Source organism: Clostridium estertheticum (assembly GCF_026650985.1).
Classification (GTDB): domain Bacteria; phylum Bacillota; class Clostridia; order Clostridiales; family Clostridiaceae; genus Clostridium_AD; species Clostridium_AD estertheticum_C.
This window is the reverse complement of the sequence record NZ_CP086239.1, coordinates 184610-204625: the sequence shown is the minus strand read 5'-3', so window position 1 is coordinate 204625 and position 20016 is coordinate 184610. Positions and strand designations below refer to the sequence as shown.

At 29.6% G+C, this 20016-nt stretch carries 15 protein-coding genes; 4 read left to right on the top strand and 11 right to left on the bottom strand.

The window, feature by feature from the left end:
• Positions 1-18 precede the first annotated feature (18 nt).
• The 6 genes from LL038_RS00835 to LL038_RS00810 all read right to left on the bottom strand — a co-directional run bounded on the left by LL038_RS00835 (position 19) and on the right by LL038_RS00810 (position 11051).
• Positions 19-1992: a DNA topoisomerase gene (locus LL038_RS00835; RefSeq protein ID WP_216119769.1), complete on the bottom strand. Its 1974-nt coding sequence runs from the start codon at positions 1990-1992 to the stop codon at positions 19-21.
• A 123-nt stretch (positions 1993-2115) separates the two neighbouring features.
• Positions 2116-4968: an AAA family ATPase gene (locus LL038_RS00830; protein ID WP_216119600.1), complete on the bottom strand. Its 2853-nt coding sequence runs from the start codon at positions 4966-4968 to the stop codon at positions 2116-2118.
• A gap of 11 nt (positions 4969-4979) precedes the next feature.
• Positions 4980-6323 carry a metallophosphoesterase family protein gene (locus LL038_RS00825; protein ID WP_268055966.1) on the bottom strand — a complete coding sequence of 448 codons (1344 nt, stop codon included), beginning with the start codon at positions 6321-6323 and terminating at the stop codon, positions 4980-4982.
• Positions 6324-7084: 761 nt separating this feature from the next.
• Complete coding sequence (locus tag LL038_RS00820; RefSeq protein WP_216119598.1) at positions 7085-7696, bottom strand: GerMN domain-containing protein; 612 nt, start codon at positions 7694-7696, stop codon at positions 7085-7087.
• Between the two features lie 114 nt (positions 7697-7810).
• A complete protein-coding gene (locus LL038_RS00815) occupies positions 7811-8560 on the bottom strand; it encodes a hypothetical protein (RefSeq protein WP_216119597.1) in 750 nt (249 codons plus the stop codon).
• Between the two features lie 127 nt (positions 8561-8687).
• Complete coding sequence (locus tag LL038_RS00810; protein WP_216119596.1) at positions 8688-11051, bottom strand: VIT and vWA domain-containing protein; 2364 nt, start codon at positions 11049-11051, stop codon at positions 8688-8690.
• A gap of 218 nt (positions 11052-11269) precedes the next feature.
• On the opposite strand from LL038_RS00810, the gene LL038_RS00805 reads away from it, so the two are divergent.
• The gene (locus LL038_RS00805; RefSeq protein WP_216119595.1) at positions 11270-12499 is read left to right on the top strand and encodes a 6-phosphofructokinase; all 1230 of its coding nucleotides are present in this window, start codon (positions 11270-11272) and stop codon (positions 12497-12499) included.
• Between the two features lie 144 nt (positions 12500-12643).
• Here LL038_RS00805 and LL038_RS00800 read toward each other — a convergent pair whose 3' ends face one another.
• The 5 genes from LL038_RS00800 to LL038_RS00780 form a co-directional block, all read right to left on the bottom strand.
• The gene (locus tag LL038_RS00800) at positions 12644-13282 is read right to left on the bottom strand and encodes a hypothetical protein (protein WP_268055965.1); all 639 of its coding nucleotides are present in this window, start codon (positions 13280-13282) and stop codon (positions 12644-12646) included.
• A 128-nt stretch (positions 13283-13410) separates the two neighbouring features.
• Entirely contained in the window at positions 13411-14193 is a 783-nt protein-coding gene (locus LL038_RS00795) for a prepilin peptidase (RefSeq protein ID WP_216119593.1), read from the bottom strand.
• A gap of 330 nt (positions 14194-14523) precedes the next feature.
• Entirely contained in the window at positions 14524-15000 is a 477-nt protein-coding gene (locus LL038_RS00790; RefSeq protein WP_216119592.1) for a prepilin-type N-terminal cleavage/methylation domain-containing protein, read from the bottom strand.
• A gap of 81 nt (positions 15001-15081) precedes the next feature.
• The gene (ade, locus tag LL038_RS00785; RefSeq protein ID WP_216119591.1) at positions 15082-16722 is read right to left on the bottom strand and encodes an adenine deaminase; all 1641 of its coding nucleotides are present in this window, start codon (positions 16720-16722) and stop codon (positions 15082-15084) included.
• A gap of 163 nt (positions 16723-16885) precedes the next feature.
• Complete coding sequence (locus LL038_RS00780; RefSeq protein WP_216119590.1) at positions 16886-17584, bottom strand: ribonuclease H-like domain-containing protein; 699 nt, start codon at positions 17582-17584, stop codon at positions 16886-16888.
• Positions 17585-17801: 217 nt separating this feature from the next.
• Between LL038_RS00780 and LL038_RS00775 the strand changes: the two genes are divergently transcribed.
• Genes LL038_RS00775 through LL038_RS00765 form a run of 3 tightly spaced genes read left to right on the top strand, consistent with a single transcriptional unit; the run spans position 17802 to position 20004 of the window.
• Positions 17802-18026, top strand: a complete 225-nt coding sequence (locus LL038_RS00775) for a FeoA family protein (RefSeq protein ID WP_071615015.1) — start codon at positions 17802-17804, stop codon at positions 18024-18026.
• Between the two features lie 34 nt (positions 18027-18060).
• On the top strand, positions 18061-19824 hold the full coding sequence (gene feoB, locus LL038_RS00770) for a ferrous iron transport protein B (protein WP_216119589.1): 1764 nt from the start codon (positions 18061-18063) through the stop codon (positions 19822-19824).
• Positions 19825-19851: 27 nt separating this feature from the next.
• Positions 19852-20004, top strand: a complete 153-nt coding sequence (locus LL038_RS00765) for a FeoB-associated Cys-rich membrane protein (RefSeq protein WP_216107597.1) — start codon at positions 19852-19854, stop codon at positions 20002-20004.
• Positions 20005-20016: the final 12 nt, after the last annotated feature.

Genomic DNA, 20016 nt, shown 5'->3' with positions numbered 1-20016 from the left:
CTCCCTTTAATTGTCATATTAGTAAAATTCACTTGCCATATCAAATTTACTCTTAAGCCTCAATCCATTATTTAGTTGCAGTACTCTATCCGTATTTTTAACTATATAATTTTCAAGTTTATCCATGTATATATCACCCGCTATTTCACTTTGAGTAACCATTGTTAATCCTTTTTCCCAACTAGCCGTTAATTCTGGATTTAAAAGAGTAGGGATAGAATTTTTAACTACATCGAAGATAATTTCTCCAAGTAGTGTAGGCATAACCACTTGAGTTTTATTATTAGATTTAATATATTCTATTTTTTCAAGCTTTGTTAAAATTCCTGAGCGCGTGGCACTTGTACCAATACCAGAGCCTTTTATATGCTCTCTTAGCTCTTCATCTTCAATAAGTTTACCTGCATTTTCCATGGCTATAATTATCGAACCTGTAGTAAATCTTTTAGGAGGTGAAGTCTTACCTTCTTTAACTATTAATTCTTTAAGTGTCACCGTCTGTCCTTTTTTTAGCAGACTTAAAAATTTCATATTTGTGCTCTCTCTATCATTACTGTCACTATCAGGTTTTAAAACCTCTAAGTAACCAAGTTCAACACAAACCTTATCTGACGTAAAAAATCTTTCCTTATTTATCTTTGTTATAACAGAAACTTTGTTGTACACAGCCGGGGGATAAAATATTGCAAGAAAGCGTCTTAGCACTAAATTATACACTTTCTTTTCCATTTCCTTTAATGATGAATAATTTTGAAGCCCTTCACCTGTTGGAATAATAGCATAATGATCTGTTACCTTGCTATCATCAACATACTTTGTTTTAGCAATACCACTATACCATTTTTTTTCTATAATATTTTTAGCTATATTATTTATCTCTGTATTTCCATTTAATTTCATTAATTTTTTTATATTCTGATCTATTTCTTTAGATATCGCTGTAGACAATACCCTAGCATCCGTTCTTGGATATGTAAGCATTTTTTTCTCATATAAAGCTTGAATGAGGCTAAGAGTTTGCTCTGGATTTATTTTAAATTTCTTAGAACATTCATTTTGCATTTCTGCTAAATTAAAAAGTAATGGTGCATTTTTATTTTCTTTTTTCTTAGAAATATTTTCAACCAAAACATTATTATCAATACTAGAATCTCTTAGCTCTCCTATTAACTTTTCAGCATCTTCCTGAGTCTTAAATCCACCCTCGTTATATAGAATAGGTGATTCAAAATACTTTGAACCCTCTACAGCCTTCCATTCCCCATCATAATTACAGTCCTCGCTTACATTAAAGCTTCCAATAATTCTATAAAAAGGAGTAACTATAAACTCTCGAACTTCTCTTTCCCTTTGGACAACCATCCCAAGAACACAGGACATTACTCGTCCAACAGCAATAACTATATAACTTTTTCCAAGATAATTGCTTACAGTCTTTCCATAGACTAAACTTAAAAGTCTTGAGAAATTAATTCCCATTAAATAATCCTCTTTTGCTCTTAAATAAGCTGCTTCCGATAAATTATCATATGCGCTTAAATCCTTAGCTTCTTTAACACCTCGAATAATCTCGGCTTCTGTTTGTGAATCTATCCACACTCTTCGTTTTTGCTTATCAGGACACCCAGCCATTTCATCTACCAATCTGTAAATGTACTCGCCTTCTCTTCCTGAATCTGTACAAACATATATTCTATCAATATCTTCGCGAAGTAATTGACTTTTGACTATATTAAATTGTTTTTTAACTCCTTCTATAACTTCATATTTATATGATTCAGGTAAAAATGGCAAAGTATTTAAAGACCATTTTTTAAGTTTCATATCATATTTTTCTGGATAACTCATAGTAACAAGATGTCCCACACACCATGTTACTACAGCTTTGTCAGACTCTATAAATCCATCCGACTTTCTACCATTTATTTTTAAGGCTTTGGCAAACTCCGCAGCAACACTTGGTTTTTCTGTAATAAATAACGCCTTACTAATAACTACCACTTCACTTTCCATTTAATTGCAATAATAATTCTGTTATAAATGCCTCTAATAATTGCTTTTAGCAATCTATTATACCATTTCTATGCCCCTATCTCAAAGAAATTTAAATCTACCTTATAGTTCTTTAAGGTATTCTTTTAAATTTTCACCTGAACTTTTTGTAAATTTACCCTTATCTAATTTAAAATATAAGGCATTAGAAGCCTTCGCCATTATTATCTCTATTAGGGCTGCATGACAAGTAAGTACAAAAATTTGATTTGTTTTTGATAATTCTACTAAAGCTTTAACTGTATTTTTTGTATGTGCTATATCAAAGTTAACAAAAGAATCGTCAAAAATCACTGGCAATCTTGGCTTAATCTCTTTTATTCGACTTATACGAACTGCCAAAAATAGTTGCTCTTTTGTGCCACGACTTAACTCTTTTGAACTCTCCTTTATACTCTCATCCCATAATTTTGTTTTAAAATCTCCCTGCATTAAATCATCTTGCGGCATAATATCTTTATATTCACCAGATGTTATTTCACTTAAGATATTACTAGCTCCTTTTAATAACTTATCCTTGGTATTTTCTAAAAATCTTTCTCTGATTTTCTCTAGAAATAAGGCTGCCGTATTATAAACAGCATACTTCTCTGCAAGTGGTCTTAGCTTTCCTCTTGCTTCTATAATATCTTTCTCATACTGCAATAACATCTCATCTGAATTTAAAGCCGTAACCTCATCTTTTAATGTCTGTTTTTCATTTTTTAAAATATCCAGTTCTCCAATTAATTCTTTATTTTCATTGCTTGAAACTTTATAATCATAATTAAGTTCATCAATACTAATATACTGATTATATAACTCTTGAAGGATATTTAATAAATTTTGATTTTCATTATCAGTTTGTAAAGCATCATGCTTTACATTATGTAGTATATCTTTTATACGATGGCTCTTTACTGATTGTAACAATTTTTCTTGTATGATTTTAAATTCATCTTGTTGTTTTTTATATCTTTTATACTTTTCTCCATTATTAATATACTTTTCTATATCTGAAATTATATTTTCTGTAACCTTTTTACAAAGAAAATCTAATATTTCCTTCTCTAATATTTTAAGTTTTGAAAAACTCATATCGACTTTTTCTAAAGAAATTAAGTTTTTATATAAGGTCTCTATTTTTAATAATAAGTCACTGCAAATACTGTCTATATTGTCTAGGCATATTTTTTTTGAACTTATTACCCCTAAGCTTTTAGTATTAAAAAAAGTAAATTTATTAAGTAGATTGCCAATGTTATTTAAAGTTTCACAAAGATCATCAAACTGATCCATTAATTTTTTCTTTAATAGATAATACTCAAATATCTCATCCTTTAAATAAGCTACTGTTTTAAAATAATCTTTGATTCCATCAACTGACACTTGCTCGTCAAGTTTAAGAATATCCCTATACTCATCCATTATGTTGTTTAGCTCTTTTAGGTTTGCATCTATTTTTTTTATTTCATGGGAATTATTTTTAGAATTTATTATTATGTTATCAAGCTGCGTTTTAATTTCTGTATTTCTAACCACAATTAATTTTCTATTAGAATAATTTATAAACAAATATAGAGCTGTACCTAATGCTCCAATTGTTATTATTGAGCATCCAAGCATCTTATCTATAAAAAATAATACCACCCCTATAATCATAAATAACATTGTGATATACAAATATTTTTTCATATAGGTTATAGAGTCTCGAGGTGCTATTTGTTTTTCTAAAACATCTCTGTGCATTTTTGAATCTTCTATTTTTTTATCAAGATTTATTTTATCAACCTTTATCTTTTTATACTTTTCAATGTTTTGATTCAAAATATGTTGTTGCATCTCATCACAACAAACTTTTGTAACATCATCAAAATTAATCCAGTTATCGTTAGCTTTTTTTATCTTATTCATTATCGTTCCAGTTTTTTCATAATACTCAGTTTTAACACGAATAAGATTCTTACTTATCTCTTTAATTCCTGATATTCCATTATAATAACTAATAATCAATCTTTTGTTTTCCATTAAAATCACTTTAACAAGCTCATCCTTAGCTGTTTCCCTCTGGAATTCATAATTATCGTTATTATACTTCTCTAATTCTTTAATATATTGAATTTTTAAGTTTTCTGCTCCTTCTATATTATATTCTTTTACATAATCAGGTCCAAAAAAATACGTTTGAAGCTCTACTATAAGATTCTCCTTTTTTTCATTAAGCTCATAATTATGCTTTAAAAGTTCTAATTTAATTAGATTATTATCACTTTCTAGAAGCTGCCTTTCCTTTAAAATTATATTGTCTTCAAGGCACGACAAACTGTTTTTCTTTTGCATATAAGATGTTAAAAGAAGCGTAGATCTTTTTCTTCCCTCTAAACCTTTTTTAATATTCTCATCAAATGGTTTAAACATTTTAGTAGCAGGATTTCCCCTAGTTCCGCCAATAACATTAGCCTTTTGTCTTAATTCTTTGGCAACCCCAGGGATCTTAACAATATGCTTAAACCCAGCCCCTAGAAGCATTGATTGTAAATTACTATCTTCCTTATCCGAGCTCTTATTTAGCTCATCAAGACTTATTGTAAACAATTCTTTGTAGGTTCCCTTATCTATATCATATACTCCTTTATTAGAACCTTTTACTTGTGCATTTCTATAAACTACCTCTGGATTACTAAACCCTTTTAACAGTACATTTACTTCTTCTCCTTCATCTGAACTTAAATCACATCTTACATCGTATTGGAATTTAGGCGGTGGTAACTTGCTACCTTTTGAAAACCCAAAAGGTATATTTCTAAGTATTTCCATCAAGGTGGTTTTACCAGACCTATTCGCCCCACCAACAACTATAATTCCATTCCCCAATTCTTCCAGTTTTTCGCCTTGAAATACTCCGAAATCTCTAATATCTAGCTGTGTTATTTTCAAATTATCACCACCTACATTATTTCCAAAACCTCTGTTAATTTTTCGATAAGTAGTTCTCTAGCTTGTGATATAATATCCAAAATCTTCTCTTCATCAAAATCGAATTTATCGGCCTCTATATTTTCCGTAAATATTTGTTTCTTCCAAATTGATCCCCAATTTTTAACAAGTTCATTCTTAAGCTCAGAGTCCGTAGTATATAATCCAATTACCTCTTCTAAATCATTAAAAATAGGATTTTGTAATTTAAGTTCTTCAAAATTTTGAACCATCGATGTCCTAAATTTTATAGATTCTACCCATATAAAATACTTTTGCGAACTTATTTCTTCGTTTATATTTTCTAAAAAATGTTTATAATCTTCATCTGTCATATTAGTTATCTTATTATGCATATCGGTTTTTCCTCTTATAACCAATCGAATAATATATCCTTTAAAATCATCTAACAACTCCACATTTGATGATTTTAATTCACCTGAAATTTCAGGAAGTTCATACGATAAACTATTTAGTTCATCATTAATAACTAGGAGCAAATCACTATAATTTTGTATCTTTTTATCATCCTCTATTGTTATCTCTACCTTTTTATACACAACCGTTGCTATGGGCAAAAACTCCATATGCACAACCTCTTTTTTGTTTACTTCGACGTAATAAACACCGCCTACTCCCTGCTCCCCCATATCACGACCTTGCGGAATTCCAGAAAAAGCTACGATAGGTTTGCTATCATTTATAATACTTTGTTTGTGAATATGTCCTAGTGCCCAGTAATCAATATTCGGAACACTCTTAAGATCATTTAAAGTACAAGGAATATAATTTTTATTATCTCCCTCTAATGCTGTGTGTAACATTGCAATATTAAAAATATCATTATCTAATAAATAATTTTCGTAAAATTTTTCTTTTTCGGATCTATGTTTATATGATTTTCCTATGATTTTTGCAATAACTTTATCTTCTTTATATACCTCAAAAACTTCTGTTTTTTCAGAGCTTATGATATGTAAGTTAGGAGGAAAAGCAAACAATTCCTCGGCACCATTCATAACATCATGATTACCGTAAATTACATATACACTTATATTTTTTTGACCTAAATGTGCACATTGATCTATAAAAATTTTATTTCCTCTTACCGACCTTAAATGACTGTCATAAATATCTCCACAAATTAATATAAAATCCACCTTTAATGAAATAGCTCTGAGACAAATTCTTTCGAAACCATCATATACAGCGTCTTTACACAATTCTTGTAATTTTTCTTGTGGTTTTCCATTTATATTAAGAAATGATCCTAAATGTAAGTCTGAAGCATGAATAAATCGAAATGTTCCACTCATTATCTCTCCACCACCTATTATATATTTTACCATAAAAATCAAAAATATATATAATTACAATTTCCAAATGACAAAAAAAGCTAGTCTTTTAACTAGTTATTATTTTATAAGACCTAATAGTATAATAAATTAAAAAGAGCATACAATAATGTTAGTAGATGATTTAAAATGGTTGAGCCTAGAGTGCTTGTAGGCTGAAATAGCTTTAGAGTATTCGGCCAAAGGTGTACATGAGATCTGCTAAGGTTTTTTATATGCCGGCGGGAAGATTATTATGGGTTCTTAACAGCTGTATATGTGCCTAACTGTATATGTATGGTTCTCCCGGATGTGTAATGTTCGAGCTAAGATAATATGGGTCTCCGCAGGCTTTATTAAGGCACATGAAAATAAACTAGCATTGTTTTTTATTGTTTATACTAATGTCATCTTTATAAAACTAGGGGTTTTTCTTGGTCGAGAGATTATTTTTAGCTCCCAAGGGGTTCCATATTGTCGAGCAAAGATGTATGCATGTGCTGTAATGCTTGTATGATACCAAAAGATAAAGTATGGGTGTGTAAGTATGTGTATGGGTTGTAGTGAAAATCATTTTAGGTTGTCAAAAAATCCCTAGGGTAAAAGGCAAGTTTTTAGGTACATAAAAATAAACAACAAAACAAATAGACTAGCATATTGTTTTGTTATTTATTTAATTGTACCTAATATAAAACTTGCCTTTAACATTTTATAAAAACTATAATATTGTTACCTACTTTGTATTATTTCATCATTTCTTTATTTTCACTCATAGGTTCACTAACATCATATTGACCACCAATAGACTTAACCTTTTCTCCAGCAAGAAGAAACTGAACCTTTGTAACACCTAATTCCTTATCTAAAACTAATGTATTAACTATTGAAAATAAAGCCATTTGCTCTCCTGCTGATCCATTTACCTTTAATTCACCTTTTAAATTAACATAGGCTATCTTTTCTTTAATTTGCACATCTGACACTTGTAGACTTGTAGGCAATGTTGCATATGTTTTTGCTGTGCTACCACTTTTAGTAGCTGGTCCCTTTACTAATTCCTCTACAATTGACTTAGCTGTAGGTGATGTTATTGTTCTTTTTTCTCCAACAAAGTACATAGCTTGGTCATCACTAAAATACAATACGACTTCTCTACTTTTTATATCTTCATTTTTAACTGCTGGTGTAACTGTAGGAGCCACTGTAGCTGCTGCTGGTTTTTCTACTTTAGTTGCAACTGTTGATTCTTCTTTTACTTCGCTTTTTGTGTTAGTGTCTTTTACCTCAGTTTTTCCACAAGCAGCTAATGTAAAGACAACTACACCACATAATATTACTGAAAGAAATTTTTTCATTTTTGTCACCTTCCTATTAAAGTATTATATTAATTTTGTTAAAGATAATTTAAATTTTTATTATCAATTATTACTAAATTATATCATATATTATAAAATAAAGTATTTATCTTTCTAATAGTTAAGTTTTCCAAATTCTACATACCACTTACAATACTTATTACCTATTTCATCTCTATAAGTTCCTTTATTATCCTTTACCATAACTGTTGCTCTTTTGTTAATTTTATATATGAAACCATTATATTTATTACCATCATTCAAAAAACTTACCTTTTGTCCTATTATCAATCCATATTTTTCTGATATAATTTCCTTTTGACTTGGCAATTGATGAACAACATCTGTATGAGCAAACATATTGTGAACCATAGTTTTAAACCTAATCTTTTTGCAACTAGATTCTTTGTAAAGATGTAACTCAATCAAATGGCATAATTCATGTTCAAATACTATTTGAAATGCCTCTAATGAATCTTTTGTTTTAATTCCGGATACAATCTTATCTCTTTCAACCTTATAATACTGAAAAAAGAATTTTATACCCATCCTAATTTCATACGTTTCTTCTGATCCTTCCAATAGTTTTATTTTCCTACTATATATGGTTTTTCCTGCAGCTGACGTCATCCTTGTAGATAATGAAAATTTTAAAGTCCCCTTAAAGTTTCTTCTAAAATAAAAATCAAAGAATTCTTCATCATATAAATGGAATAAAATTTTCAGGTCATCATTTGACATACATTGTATATCACCTGTTTTTACATTTTTAGATTTACTAATGAATAGATCCCTTATATTATTTCTTTTTATAATTATTTCTGAGTCATAATATTTTAAATCTTTTATACCTTCACTTATCATTACTCTACTTCCTTATACTAAGCCACCTTAAAATAAACAATATGTATTTTTTTGCTATTTTCAGCTTCTCTATTTTTTTATTAAAACTAAGACAAAAATCCCACATATAGATGTAGGATTTTCATATTTAAATATTTTTTAAGATTGTTGTATTAATTATAAAATCAAGTGTATCCTTATACTGATTAGATCCTGCATTTAATCCATCAAATTCTAACTTTAAACCGTTAACAAATTCTTTTTGAATCTCATCTACATTAACATTTTGATATTGAAATTTTTCTTCAATTTCTTGAATTTTCTTTAAAATATTTTCTTTGTGAAAAGACAAAACTACATCTTTTTTTATAGACAATTTAAAAACTAACAATAAACTTAGATAATCTTGTTTCTTTAAATTTAATTCATCATTTAAATTTATGTCAATATTTTGTAATGATTTATTTAAAAATTCTAAGGATTTATTTAATTGATTCTTATATATTTTTATGTCTCCGCTGCCTATCATAAATGCTAATATTGTCTTTATAGTATATTTTATATTATTTCCTAAAGTGTCTTTAGCATTTATACCAAAGGCACCACTAGCAAATTGATTAGAAGCTAAAAGTCTGAGTAACTCATTTCTATTATAGTTTTCATATTTGTCATGGTCCTCTTCCTGCTTTGAAACATCTTTATAATAAAATGATGTTGATTCAGAATCCTCAGCTAAATCTCCATAAAAAACTTCCAATCTTTTCGTCGTTTTAACAGGTAAAATCTCTCTTATTCTTATGCCTACTATTGGATCTTCCATTTCCTCATAAAGTATAAACGCGGTTTCTTTGCATATTATACCGACCTTTTTAGAGATTTCAACAATCTTATTATTCATTGCTTCTTGAAGTTCTCCTCGTTCATATTTAACTCTATGTTGGAGTGATTCTATTCGTTTTTTGTACCACATTTTTTCAATTAGATTAACATTCTCCTCAAGTTCTAGATCATTCAAGAAAATTACTCTCTGAATTCTATTTTTCCCTACTTTCCCTTTTAATATTACAACCCCACCGACGTCTCCATTAATTTTAGCGAAAATAGAAAATGGTTCCTTATCATACATATATTCGATAGTTCTTGGGAATGTTGTTTCAACCTTCATTTTACCCCAATCTATTTCAATATCAGTAACTATCGGATTTTTAATTCTATTAAATTGTTTAAGTACTATATCTTCAATTCTCTCATCAGGATTTATAACTTCTGCAGCGCCATAACTAATTCTAGCTAATTTGTTAATAAAATAGCTATTTACTGAAGTATTTATCCCAAAAGGAAATATTCGACTTTCTTTAATATTATCTTCTACAAAATCCAATATTTCTTTTTCATCTTCGACTACATCATCTGTAAATAAAAATATTATATTTTCCTCTTTATCATCTTTATTAAGGAGAGCATATTTTATTGCATCAAAAATAACTGCATCATTTTCAGCGAAAAGTTCTTTAATCCATTTACTAGCATCACTTAAATTTTCTTCATTAAATTCAACCTTTATTTCTTTAGAAAAATAATGAAGTTTATCTCCAAAAGCAACAATATTAAATGTATCTCCTACTGCTAAATTTCTTAAACATAGCTGAAGAGCATTTTTGCCCTCTTTTAACTTGTCTCCACCCATTGATTCTGATATATCTAGAAGAAAAATATAATTTTCTCCGGAGATTATTTGATCTATTTCAATCTCTGGAATGAATCTTAAATATAAAATCCCTTTGTCTTCTCTCGGATAATCATATATCATTCCTGTAGTTTCTACCTTCTCTTGCTCTTCCAGTATTATTTCTAAATCTTCATCCATTCTTTGATTTTTTTCAGCGAGTGTCACTTTATATAAATTATTTTCTTCATATTCAACCTTTAATTTATGAGAAGAACACTTAAATTCTAATTTTGTTAAAGATTCTACTAATAAACTTAAAGTGAATTTGTAATCATCATTTTTATTAATAATTCCATTTTCACAAGTAAGTAATTCATTCTCTCCAGAAAGATTTATTGGAGTTATTATCGTCGGAATAATTAATTTTAAATTTCTATTTTCATAACTAAGTTCCTCTATATATGATACTTTTATTTGAACAACTTCATTAGCGATTATCTTACCAATAACTATTCTAATTATATTATCTCTAAATTCCTCGAGCAAAAAAGTATTATTATCATTATTTTTAAAATTCTCATATATTTTATTTGCTTCTTCTTTATCTTGTATTAATCCCTTTATTGTTCTCCCACCGAGCACTGCCTCAAAACCTGAAATAACAGCTCCGTCTGGAACTGGGAAAGTATAAATTGCTTCAACATCATTGCTTCCTTTGTTCTCATATACATGGTCAATAGTATACTCAGCGAATTCCCCACACAAATTTCCTTTTATATTAACTTCTTTTAAAATTATGTTATTCTTATGTCCCTCTTTATGGTTTATATTATTGATTGGCATTATATCTATCCCTCCTGATTTTATATAACAAAAACTTAACAGAAATTTTAAAATATCATAAATATATTTTATCATTAATATTATAATTAGTCTTTGAATTTACGCAATATTTTTATTTTGAAATGATATTCTTGTTATTTGTTTTTATCTACCTTATAATAATTAATGGATATGTTAATTATTATTATAATTAAATACTTTTAAAGGAGAAATCTTATATGAAAAATTGTATAGTAGCACAATCAGGTGGTCCAACGTCTGTAATTAATGCTAGTGCTATAGGCATTCTCGAGTCAAACATTAGCTCTCATTTTTATGATAATGTGTATGCCGGAATAAATGGAATTCAAGGTATTCTAAACAAACATATTGTAAACCTATCTGACATTAATTACGATGAAGTTAAAGGATTAAAGTATACTCCCTCTTCAGGCCTTGGTTCGTGTAGATATAAGTTAAAATCATTTGAAGAAAACAATGAAGAATATATAAAAATCTTTGAAATATTAGAAGAATACGAAATTAAAACTTTCTTTTATATAGGCGGAAATGATTCTCAAGATACTGTGCATAAATTTAGTATTTATGCAAATAAGCACAATAAAGATGTGAAATTTATTGGCATACCAAAAACTATAGATAATGACCTACCAATTATGGATCATACACCAGGTTTTGGAAGTGCAGCTAAACTAATTGCTACATCAGTTCTTGAGAACTTTCTAGATGCCAGTGTATACTCTCCAAAAGGTGTCTTCATACTTGAAACTATGGGACGCGATACTGGGTGGCTTGCAGCTAGTGCTTGCATAGCAACTATTAACGGTAATCCAGTTGCAGATTTCATATATTTACCAGAAGTAGCTTTTAGTCCAGATAAATTTATAGAAGATGTAGCTAAAAAACTCACTCAAAAAAATCATGTTTTTGTTGTAGTATCTGAAGGAATCCGAACTAAAGAAGGTAAATTTATAGGTGAAGCGGAAGGTACCAGTCATGATAAGTTTGGACACACTCAGTTAGGTGGAGTATGTGGCTTCCTGAAAAATTTAATTTTAAACACTAATACTGCAGAGAAAGTTAGAGTTTTAGAACTTTCCACACTTCAACGTTGCTCTATGCACTGTGCTTCTCAAACAGATATAGATGAAGCCTTTGAAGTAGGAAAAGCTGCAGCGAAGTACTCTATTCACGGAATTAGCGGAAACATGATAGGTATAAGAAGGCTGTCAAATACCCCTTATACTTCAGAAACTTTTGCACTTGAAACTTCAAAAGTTGCAAATAAAATTAAATACTTCCCTAAGGAATGGATAAACGAAGAGGGTAACAATGTAACTCGCGATGCTTATGAGTACACACTTCCATTAATTATGGGTGAACCAAAAATAGCCATAGAAAATGGTCTTCCAAAATACACTTTTTTAGAAAAATCATTTAAATTATAGATAAATCATATCCTGAGTCGCTGCAATATTAATGACTTTCCTTCAGAAATGTCGTTAAAAATGAACGTAAATTAATGGTTCCTTTATACTATAAAAATATATAACAAAACTCTATGAAATATTTTCATAGAGTTTTGTTATATATTATGGCAACGGATTCTCATTACCATATTTGAAATAAATTAATGAGTTTAAAAATCTTTGGTATTTACTGATTTCAGAACTAACTTCACGTCCAGGAAAAAACACCATCGAAATAACTTCCCATAAAAATACCCATCCACCTATGTTAAATCCTTGTTGTATGGTTCCAAGTATTATATTTTTATCACCACTTGAACCTAAAAAAACAGATACGCCTAATAAGCTAAGGGCTATGAGTACATACTTAAATATCTTATGATAATTATTCTTTAGTATTTTAATTTCTTGATGTAAATAAAAGGAGTAATAGGTTTTAATTCCTGCAATTAACGACTCTTCTCGGCTTATGTCTTTTTCACCTTTTGGTAAATAAAAACATATATCCACTCCGTATTTTTCCGGAATTTCTTCAAAACAATTTTCAAGAAAAATTACTAAATCCGGATCCATATCTCTTTTTCTAAATGGGGCATTATCCCAGTCATTAAATATATCAGTATACTTATCTATCCCTACCTGTATAACGTAATTTCCTGTAGTAGGATTCCGTTCATAAATCTTTTGAAGATAATCACTTCTCTTTGGCTTAATATATCTTTTCTTAAGCTTAGTTTTCATTCGGTGCAATATATTGTGCATTTTATCAACCCTTCATAACTAATTCAGTTATGCCTTATTATACAGCTTTTAATTAAATTAGCCAATATAGACATTAGTGGTAACCTATCAATAACTCTAACTATTTGAGTTATCCTAAAAGTTTTATTTTAATATTTATAAAATGTACCTAAGTACCAATTTAAAATTTTCTCTCCCCAAATTATCATAAACAAAGTAGCCATTATAATAGATGGACCAAATGCCATTTCAGATCTACCATTTTTCTTTTTAACCTTCAATAAATAAACACCAATTACTCCTCCAATTATAAAAGAAAAAAATATCATAACAAACGTTAGCTTAAATCCTAAAAACAGTCCACAAAGCCCACAAATTTCTACATCTCCCCAACCCATGCCCTCTGTTCCTAAAATAAGTTTTGACATTAAAATAATAAAAGTTATGATACCTGCGCCCAGTAACCCCCCATATATATAGTCAATCACTGGCTCTCCCAAATAAAAATTCACTCCTAGCGAAATAATACCTACAGCTATTGCAAGCCATGTAGTCGTAGCATAAACCTCCATAGTATCGTAATCTATCATAGCTATAACAATTAAAAATGGTATAAGTATTAAATATTTTGCAAGATAAATACTATATCCATATTGAAAATAGGTTAAAATAAAAAGTACAGCTGTCGTAAGTTCTACCAGTGCATATCTTATAGATATCTTCTCTCCACAGTTCCTACATTTACCTCTTAAAAAGATCCAACTAATTACCGGTATAAGATCATAAGGTTTTATCCTATTTCCACATGACGTGCAGTGAGAAGGTGGATATGATATACTTTCTCCTCTTGGTATCCTATATATACATACATTCAAGAAACTTCCTATTAGTAGTCCTAATATAAAAATATATATTGCTATGATACTTTCCATTGATGGAACCTCCTTAAATTCGGACTTTAAATTTAAATACAAGTTTCTAACTCTATTGTATTTATTTCCATTATTACTTTACCATATATATGCAGATAAAAGTATTAAAAAAAATTAAATGTCCAAAGTTATAATAACTTTGCACATTTAGATTATTCAGTTGCAATCATAGCTTTCGACAAGAGTTTTCGACAAGTGACAGTCACCATATGTGCTATTGTTTAAAAATAAGCAAAAAAAAATCTTACAATAATATTAATTATTATTGTAAGATTTTTTCCCCTTTTATTTTATAATAAGTTCTATAAACTGAAATTTTTTCTAAATATTTTATTTTTTTACACTTTCGTCCTTTTGTGTAGTTTTTTCTACAATTGGTGTAGGGTATCCTGCACTTGTTGTAGGATACAATTCAACACCACCAACATTTACACTTACATCAGCTTCTGCATTAATTACAACAGTAAAATTAGTTGCTGATGTAGCTTTGGGCGTTGGTACTTTCTGAAGATAATCTGTTATTTTTTTACTCTCATCACTAGTGCTATTTCCAACTTCTAAAATAGCAGCAGCCGACTTTATTTCGCCTTTTGCGATTTGTGCATATGTGGCATCAGCAATAGCCTTTGCACTAGCAACATCTGCCTTTACCTTAGCGTCCTTTAGTACCCCACTAAACTTAGGCACTGCAATCACTGCTAAAATCCCAATTATTGAGATTACAATTATAAGCTCAATTAAGGTAAATCCTTTTCTTTTAATTTTATTCGTCTTGTTTTTTGGTATCTGCTTTAAAATATTTGACATAAAAATACTCCTCCTTACAATAATTTATTTATCTCAATTATTGCCAAGAAAGAGTAATTTGTATTCAGTTTATAAAAATGATTATTTAACTACAGGTATTACAGGAAGTGTCACAAAAGATAAACTTATAAAAGGATCGTATTCGGCCCTAACTCCAAAAGCTTTGGCCATCCTACTAAGCCTTTTTAAATTCTCCGCTACCATATAGGGAGCCTCAAATGTCATTATTCCTCCAATTGGCAAAATTAACTGAGCAATAACTTTTCCTTCCGAAACCATTACTATACCCCCGCCAGTAGAAATAAGAGTATTAACTGCAACCTCCATATCCTTTTCATTATCCCCAACTACTATTACATTGTGAGAGTCATGAGCTATGGTTTGTGCTATAGAACAATTTTTCAAGCCTAGTCCTTCTATAAATGAAGTGAAATGTTTACCTGTATTATTATGCCGTTCAAATACTGCTATTTTTAATACATCTTTATCAATTACCCTCTTTATATAACCAGACTCATTTTCTATTTTTCTCTGCACCAATTTAGTTTGCACAGAATTTGGAATTAACTTTATCACACTTACTGTAGGAGTTTCGCTTTCAACTTTAAAAACTTCACTCTTAATGAACTCCATATGCATAGAAGATTTTATATTTAATTTTGAACGTTTTTTATCTGGTAATTCTTTATATTCTTTACCATTTTTTATTACTTTTAATATATTCAGACCCTTTAGTTCTTCAAATATCACAAGGTCTGCTTTATACCCTGGAGCTATAGCCCCTCTGTCATATAAGTCATAACACTTAGCTGCATTATAGGATGCCATTATAAACGCCTTTATAGGATTAAGTCCCTGCTTTATAGAAAGCCTAATACAGTTATCTATAGAACCTCTTTCTAATAAATCATCTATATGCCTATCATCGCTGCAGTATAAAAATCTTCCGTAATTACGGTTGTTAACTGCTGGAAGTACGGCCTTTAGTTTTTTTGCAGCTGACCCTTCTCTTAGCATAACATACATTCCTCTACTAACTTTTAGTAATGCATCTTTCGCATTATTACATTCATGATCTGTTTTTATGCCACAGCTGATACATGCATTTAGCTCACTAGATGATATATTAGGACAATGACCGTCAATGTGTTTATTCTTTGCCATATCTATTTTTTTTAGCAATTTATCATCTTTATTTACAACTGCTTGAACATCCATTACTTCACCGAGGCCAATCACGCAATTATTATCAATTAACTCTTCTAAATCTTCGACGTTAAATACGTACCCACTATCCTCAAATTTTGTGACAGGAACACAAGATGGTAACATAAAAAATATATCTATTGGTGCTTCCTTACTGCTTTCAATCATTGTTTTAACACCATTTATTCCTTCAACATTAGCTATTTCATGAGGATCTGCTATTATTGTAGTTATACCTTTTTTAATTACCACCTCCCCAAACTGTTTTGGCATAACCATAGAGGACTCTATATGAACATGTGCATCGATGAAACCTGGAGCCACATATAAGTCTGAACAATCAATTTCAAGATTCCCTGAGTACTCACCAATTCCTATAATAATACCCGCAACAATCGCAATGTCCCCTCTATCTACCTCTTCAGTAAATACATTAATAAACCTTGCATTTTTCAGCACTAAATCTGCCTTTATTCTTCCCATCGCAACATCAATGTTTTTCTTAACTTGCTCCATATAATTCCTCCCTCTATATTTTGCTAATCCCTTTATATAAATTATTACGAAAGTAGTTACAGTATTCCTTATTACTACTCTAAACATATTTTTCTTGTTTAGAGTTCGATTAAATAAGCGTATGAAAAATTTATACTTGTTATTACAAAAATAAAAAACACAGCTATTGCTGTGCTTCATCACAGTCAGACTGTGTTTCATCTTCCTCCATTTTTAACCCTACTCTATTATACCAATCTACATATATATAGAATAAACTTACAACATCCTGTTGATTATATAATAGTATTTTTTCTTTCTTCTCAGGAGGCATTCTATTGATATAATCATTATCCTTAACTATCTTACTAAATGTTTTTGCTAAATTAGAACCACTTATTACTTCACTTTCCCGATCAATCTCAAATATCTTTTCTAGAGCTTTAAGACCAATGCAAGTTCCCTCTGCCTTTTCAAAACATTTCTGTAAATCTATTTCTCCAAAATAACCCTCTAATACAAAGTCTATTTTATAAGCTTTTAATAGATAGTTTATAACTGTAAAATCATTGTTTCCTGAAAACGTAACAATGTATTTTTTATTGTACTTAGTCTTCATTTCTTCAAAATAATTTTTAGCTAAAGATAATATTTCTATAGCATCTTTCTTATTTTCTGCCATGTACTGCGTAACCTTTATCTCATTTGTTATCTCATCATAAAAGCAGCACCCAAATACTCCAATACATATAGGCTTTTTATAAATGTAATGCTCTAAATCAAAAAACAATGCATCTTTAAAGAGTTGTTTATTTCCGTCTATGGTAAGAGAGCCTTCTACTGAAATATCTCCTACCTTAATACTATTAAGTTTTGTAATCACAATATCACTCTTTTCTACTAAGTTTTATAAGAGGCAAAACCGTAAATTTGCACATGTCTAATTTAAAACTCTGCTCTACTTACATGTTATCACATTTTAACTGTTTTATAAAAGCATTTTGTACATTTAATAAATTTTATTATTGTTCTTTATTGACACTAATATATAACCATGTTAATATATTAGTGAGAATAGTTTTCATTAAGGAGTGATTGTTATAAGCATTTATGATTTAAAGCCAGGAGATAAAGCACTAATTCAATCGGTTTGCGGGGACGACAAGTTTGCTAAAAGATTACTCGCATTAGGCTTCATTGAAGGTACCGAAGTTAAATTAATTGCTACTGCACCTTTAGGAGATCCTATAATTATTAATTTACGTGGTTTTAATATAGCCATTAGAAAGAATGACGCTAAAAATATATCCATACTAAAATCGTAAATATTATACCCAAGATATCCAAAGGAGGATTTGAATGATTACTGCCGCTTTATTAGGTAATCCTAATGTTGGTAAAACGACTCTATTTAACGCACTTACAGGTTCTAACCAATATGTAGGGAATTGGGCTGGAGTAACAGTAGAAAAAAAAGAAGGCTTCGTAGAAAATAAGATTAAAATCGTCGACTTACCTGGTATTTATGCCATGGATACTTATTCAAATGAAGAAAAAGTTTCCAAGGAATTTTTACAAAGTGGTAACGTGGATGTAATTATAAATATTGTTGATGCATCAAGCCTTGATAGAAATTTATATCTTACAACTCAATTAAAGAAGTTTAACAAACCAATAATTTTAGTATTAAACATGATTGATGTAGCACTTGCTAATGGTTTGGATATTAATTATAACCTGCTAGAACAAAAACTAGGGGTAAAGATAATACCAATAGTTGCTTCAAAGGGAAAAGGGATTTCAGATGTTAAAAATTGTCTTCTTAAAGGGGATTATATTAGTAACACCACAAACAATCTAGACTTCAAAGATGAAAAAGAAACTTATTCGTACATCGAAGTTTTACTAAAATCCTGCACTAATAAAAAGAAAAATAATAAAGTTTCTATTACACAAAAAATAGATAAAATCGTGCTTAATAGAATTCTTGCTTATCCTTTATTTTTCCTAAGTTTATTTATAATTTTTATGTTTACCTTTAACTGGGTTGGACAACCTTTAGCCGATTTACTCGATAGCTTGCTTAATGATATTATTGTACCATTTTTAACTAATATATTATCGAATAATAGTGCTTGGTTCTCTTCTCTACTAATTGATGGTGTCATAGGCGGAGTAGGTTCAGTAATAGTATTTTTGCCAGTTATATTAGCATTATTCTTAGGCATTTCATTTTTAGAAGACAGTGGCTACATGGCAAGAGCTGCCTTTATAATGGATAAATTAATGAGGAGAATGGGTTTATCAGGTAAAGCTTTTATTCCCTTAATTGTTGGTTTTGGTTGTTCTGTGCCTGCTATAATGTCTGCTAGAACACTTGAGAGTGAGAAAGATAGAAAATTAACAGCGCTTTTAGTACCTCTTATGTCTTGTAATGCTAGACTTCCAGTTTATGCATTGTTTGCATCAGTGTTTTTTCCAGGTAGCAAAACCCTCATGGTATTTTCATTATACTTAATGGGAATTGGTATAGCCTTTGGAATTGGTATTTTATTTAAAAACACATTATTCAGAAAAGACGAAGAACCTTTTATTATAGAATTACCTGAATATCAATTGCCAGAACTAAAAAGCTTATTAATACATACTTGGGCAAAAGGTAAAGGTTTCTTAAAGAAAGCTGGTACTATAATCTTTTCTATTTCTGTACTAGTATGGTTTTTATCAAACTTTAACACTACAGGTATGGTTGATATAAACTCTAGTTTTTTAGCTAGTATAGGTAAATTTATAAATCCAATATTTATTCCTCTTGGATTTGCCTCATGGCAAAATTCAGTATCACTTTTAACTGGTCTCATGGCTAAAGAAGTAGTTGTAGGCACCATGGGTGTTATATATGGTGGTAATTTAACACATTCTTTAGCTAATCATTTTACTTCACTATCTGCTTATAGTTTCTTAGTTTTCGTATTATTATACACTCCTTGTGTATCAGTAATTGCAACTATGAAAAAGGAATACGGAAACAAAATGGCAATTTTTTCTGTATGTTACCAATTAACATTGGCTTGGGTAGTTTCTTTCATAATATTTAATGTTGGAAGCATAATAATGAGGTAATATAAAATATAAAGAGGTGATGTAGCCGTGGAATTCATTATTGTTGGTGTGATCGTTATCGCAGCTGGATATATCTTATATACTAATATAAAGAAACAATCACATGGTGATTGTGGCTGTGGAAATGGCTGTAAAGGCTGTAACCATAGTTGTGAAGTAAAACCATCTAATAAAAAATGATAACAAAATCGA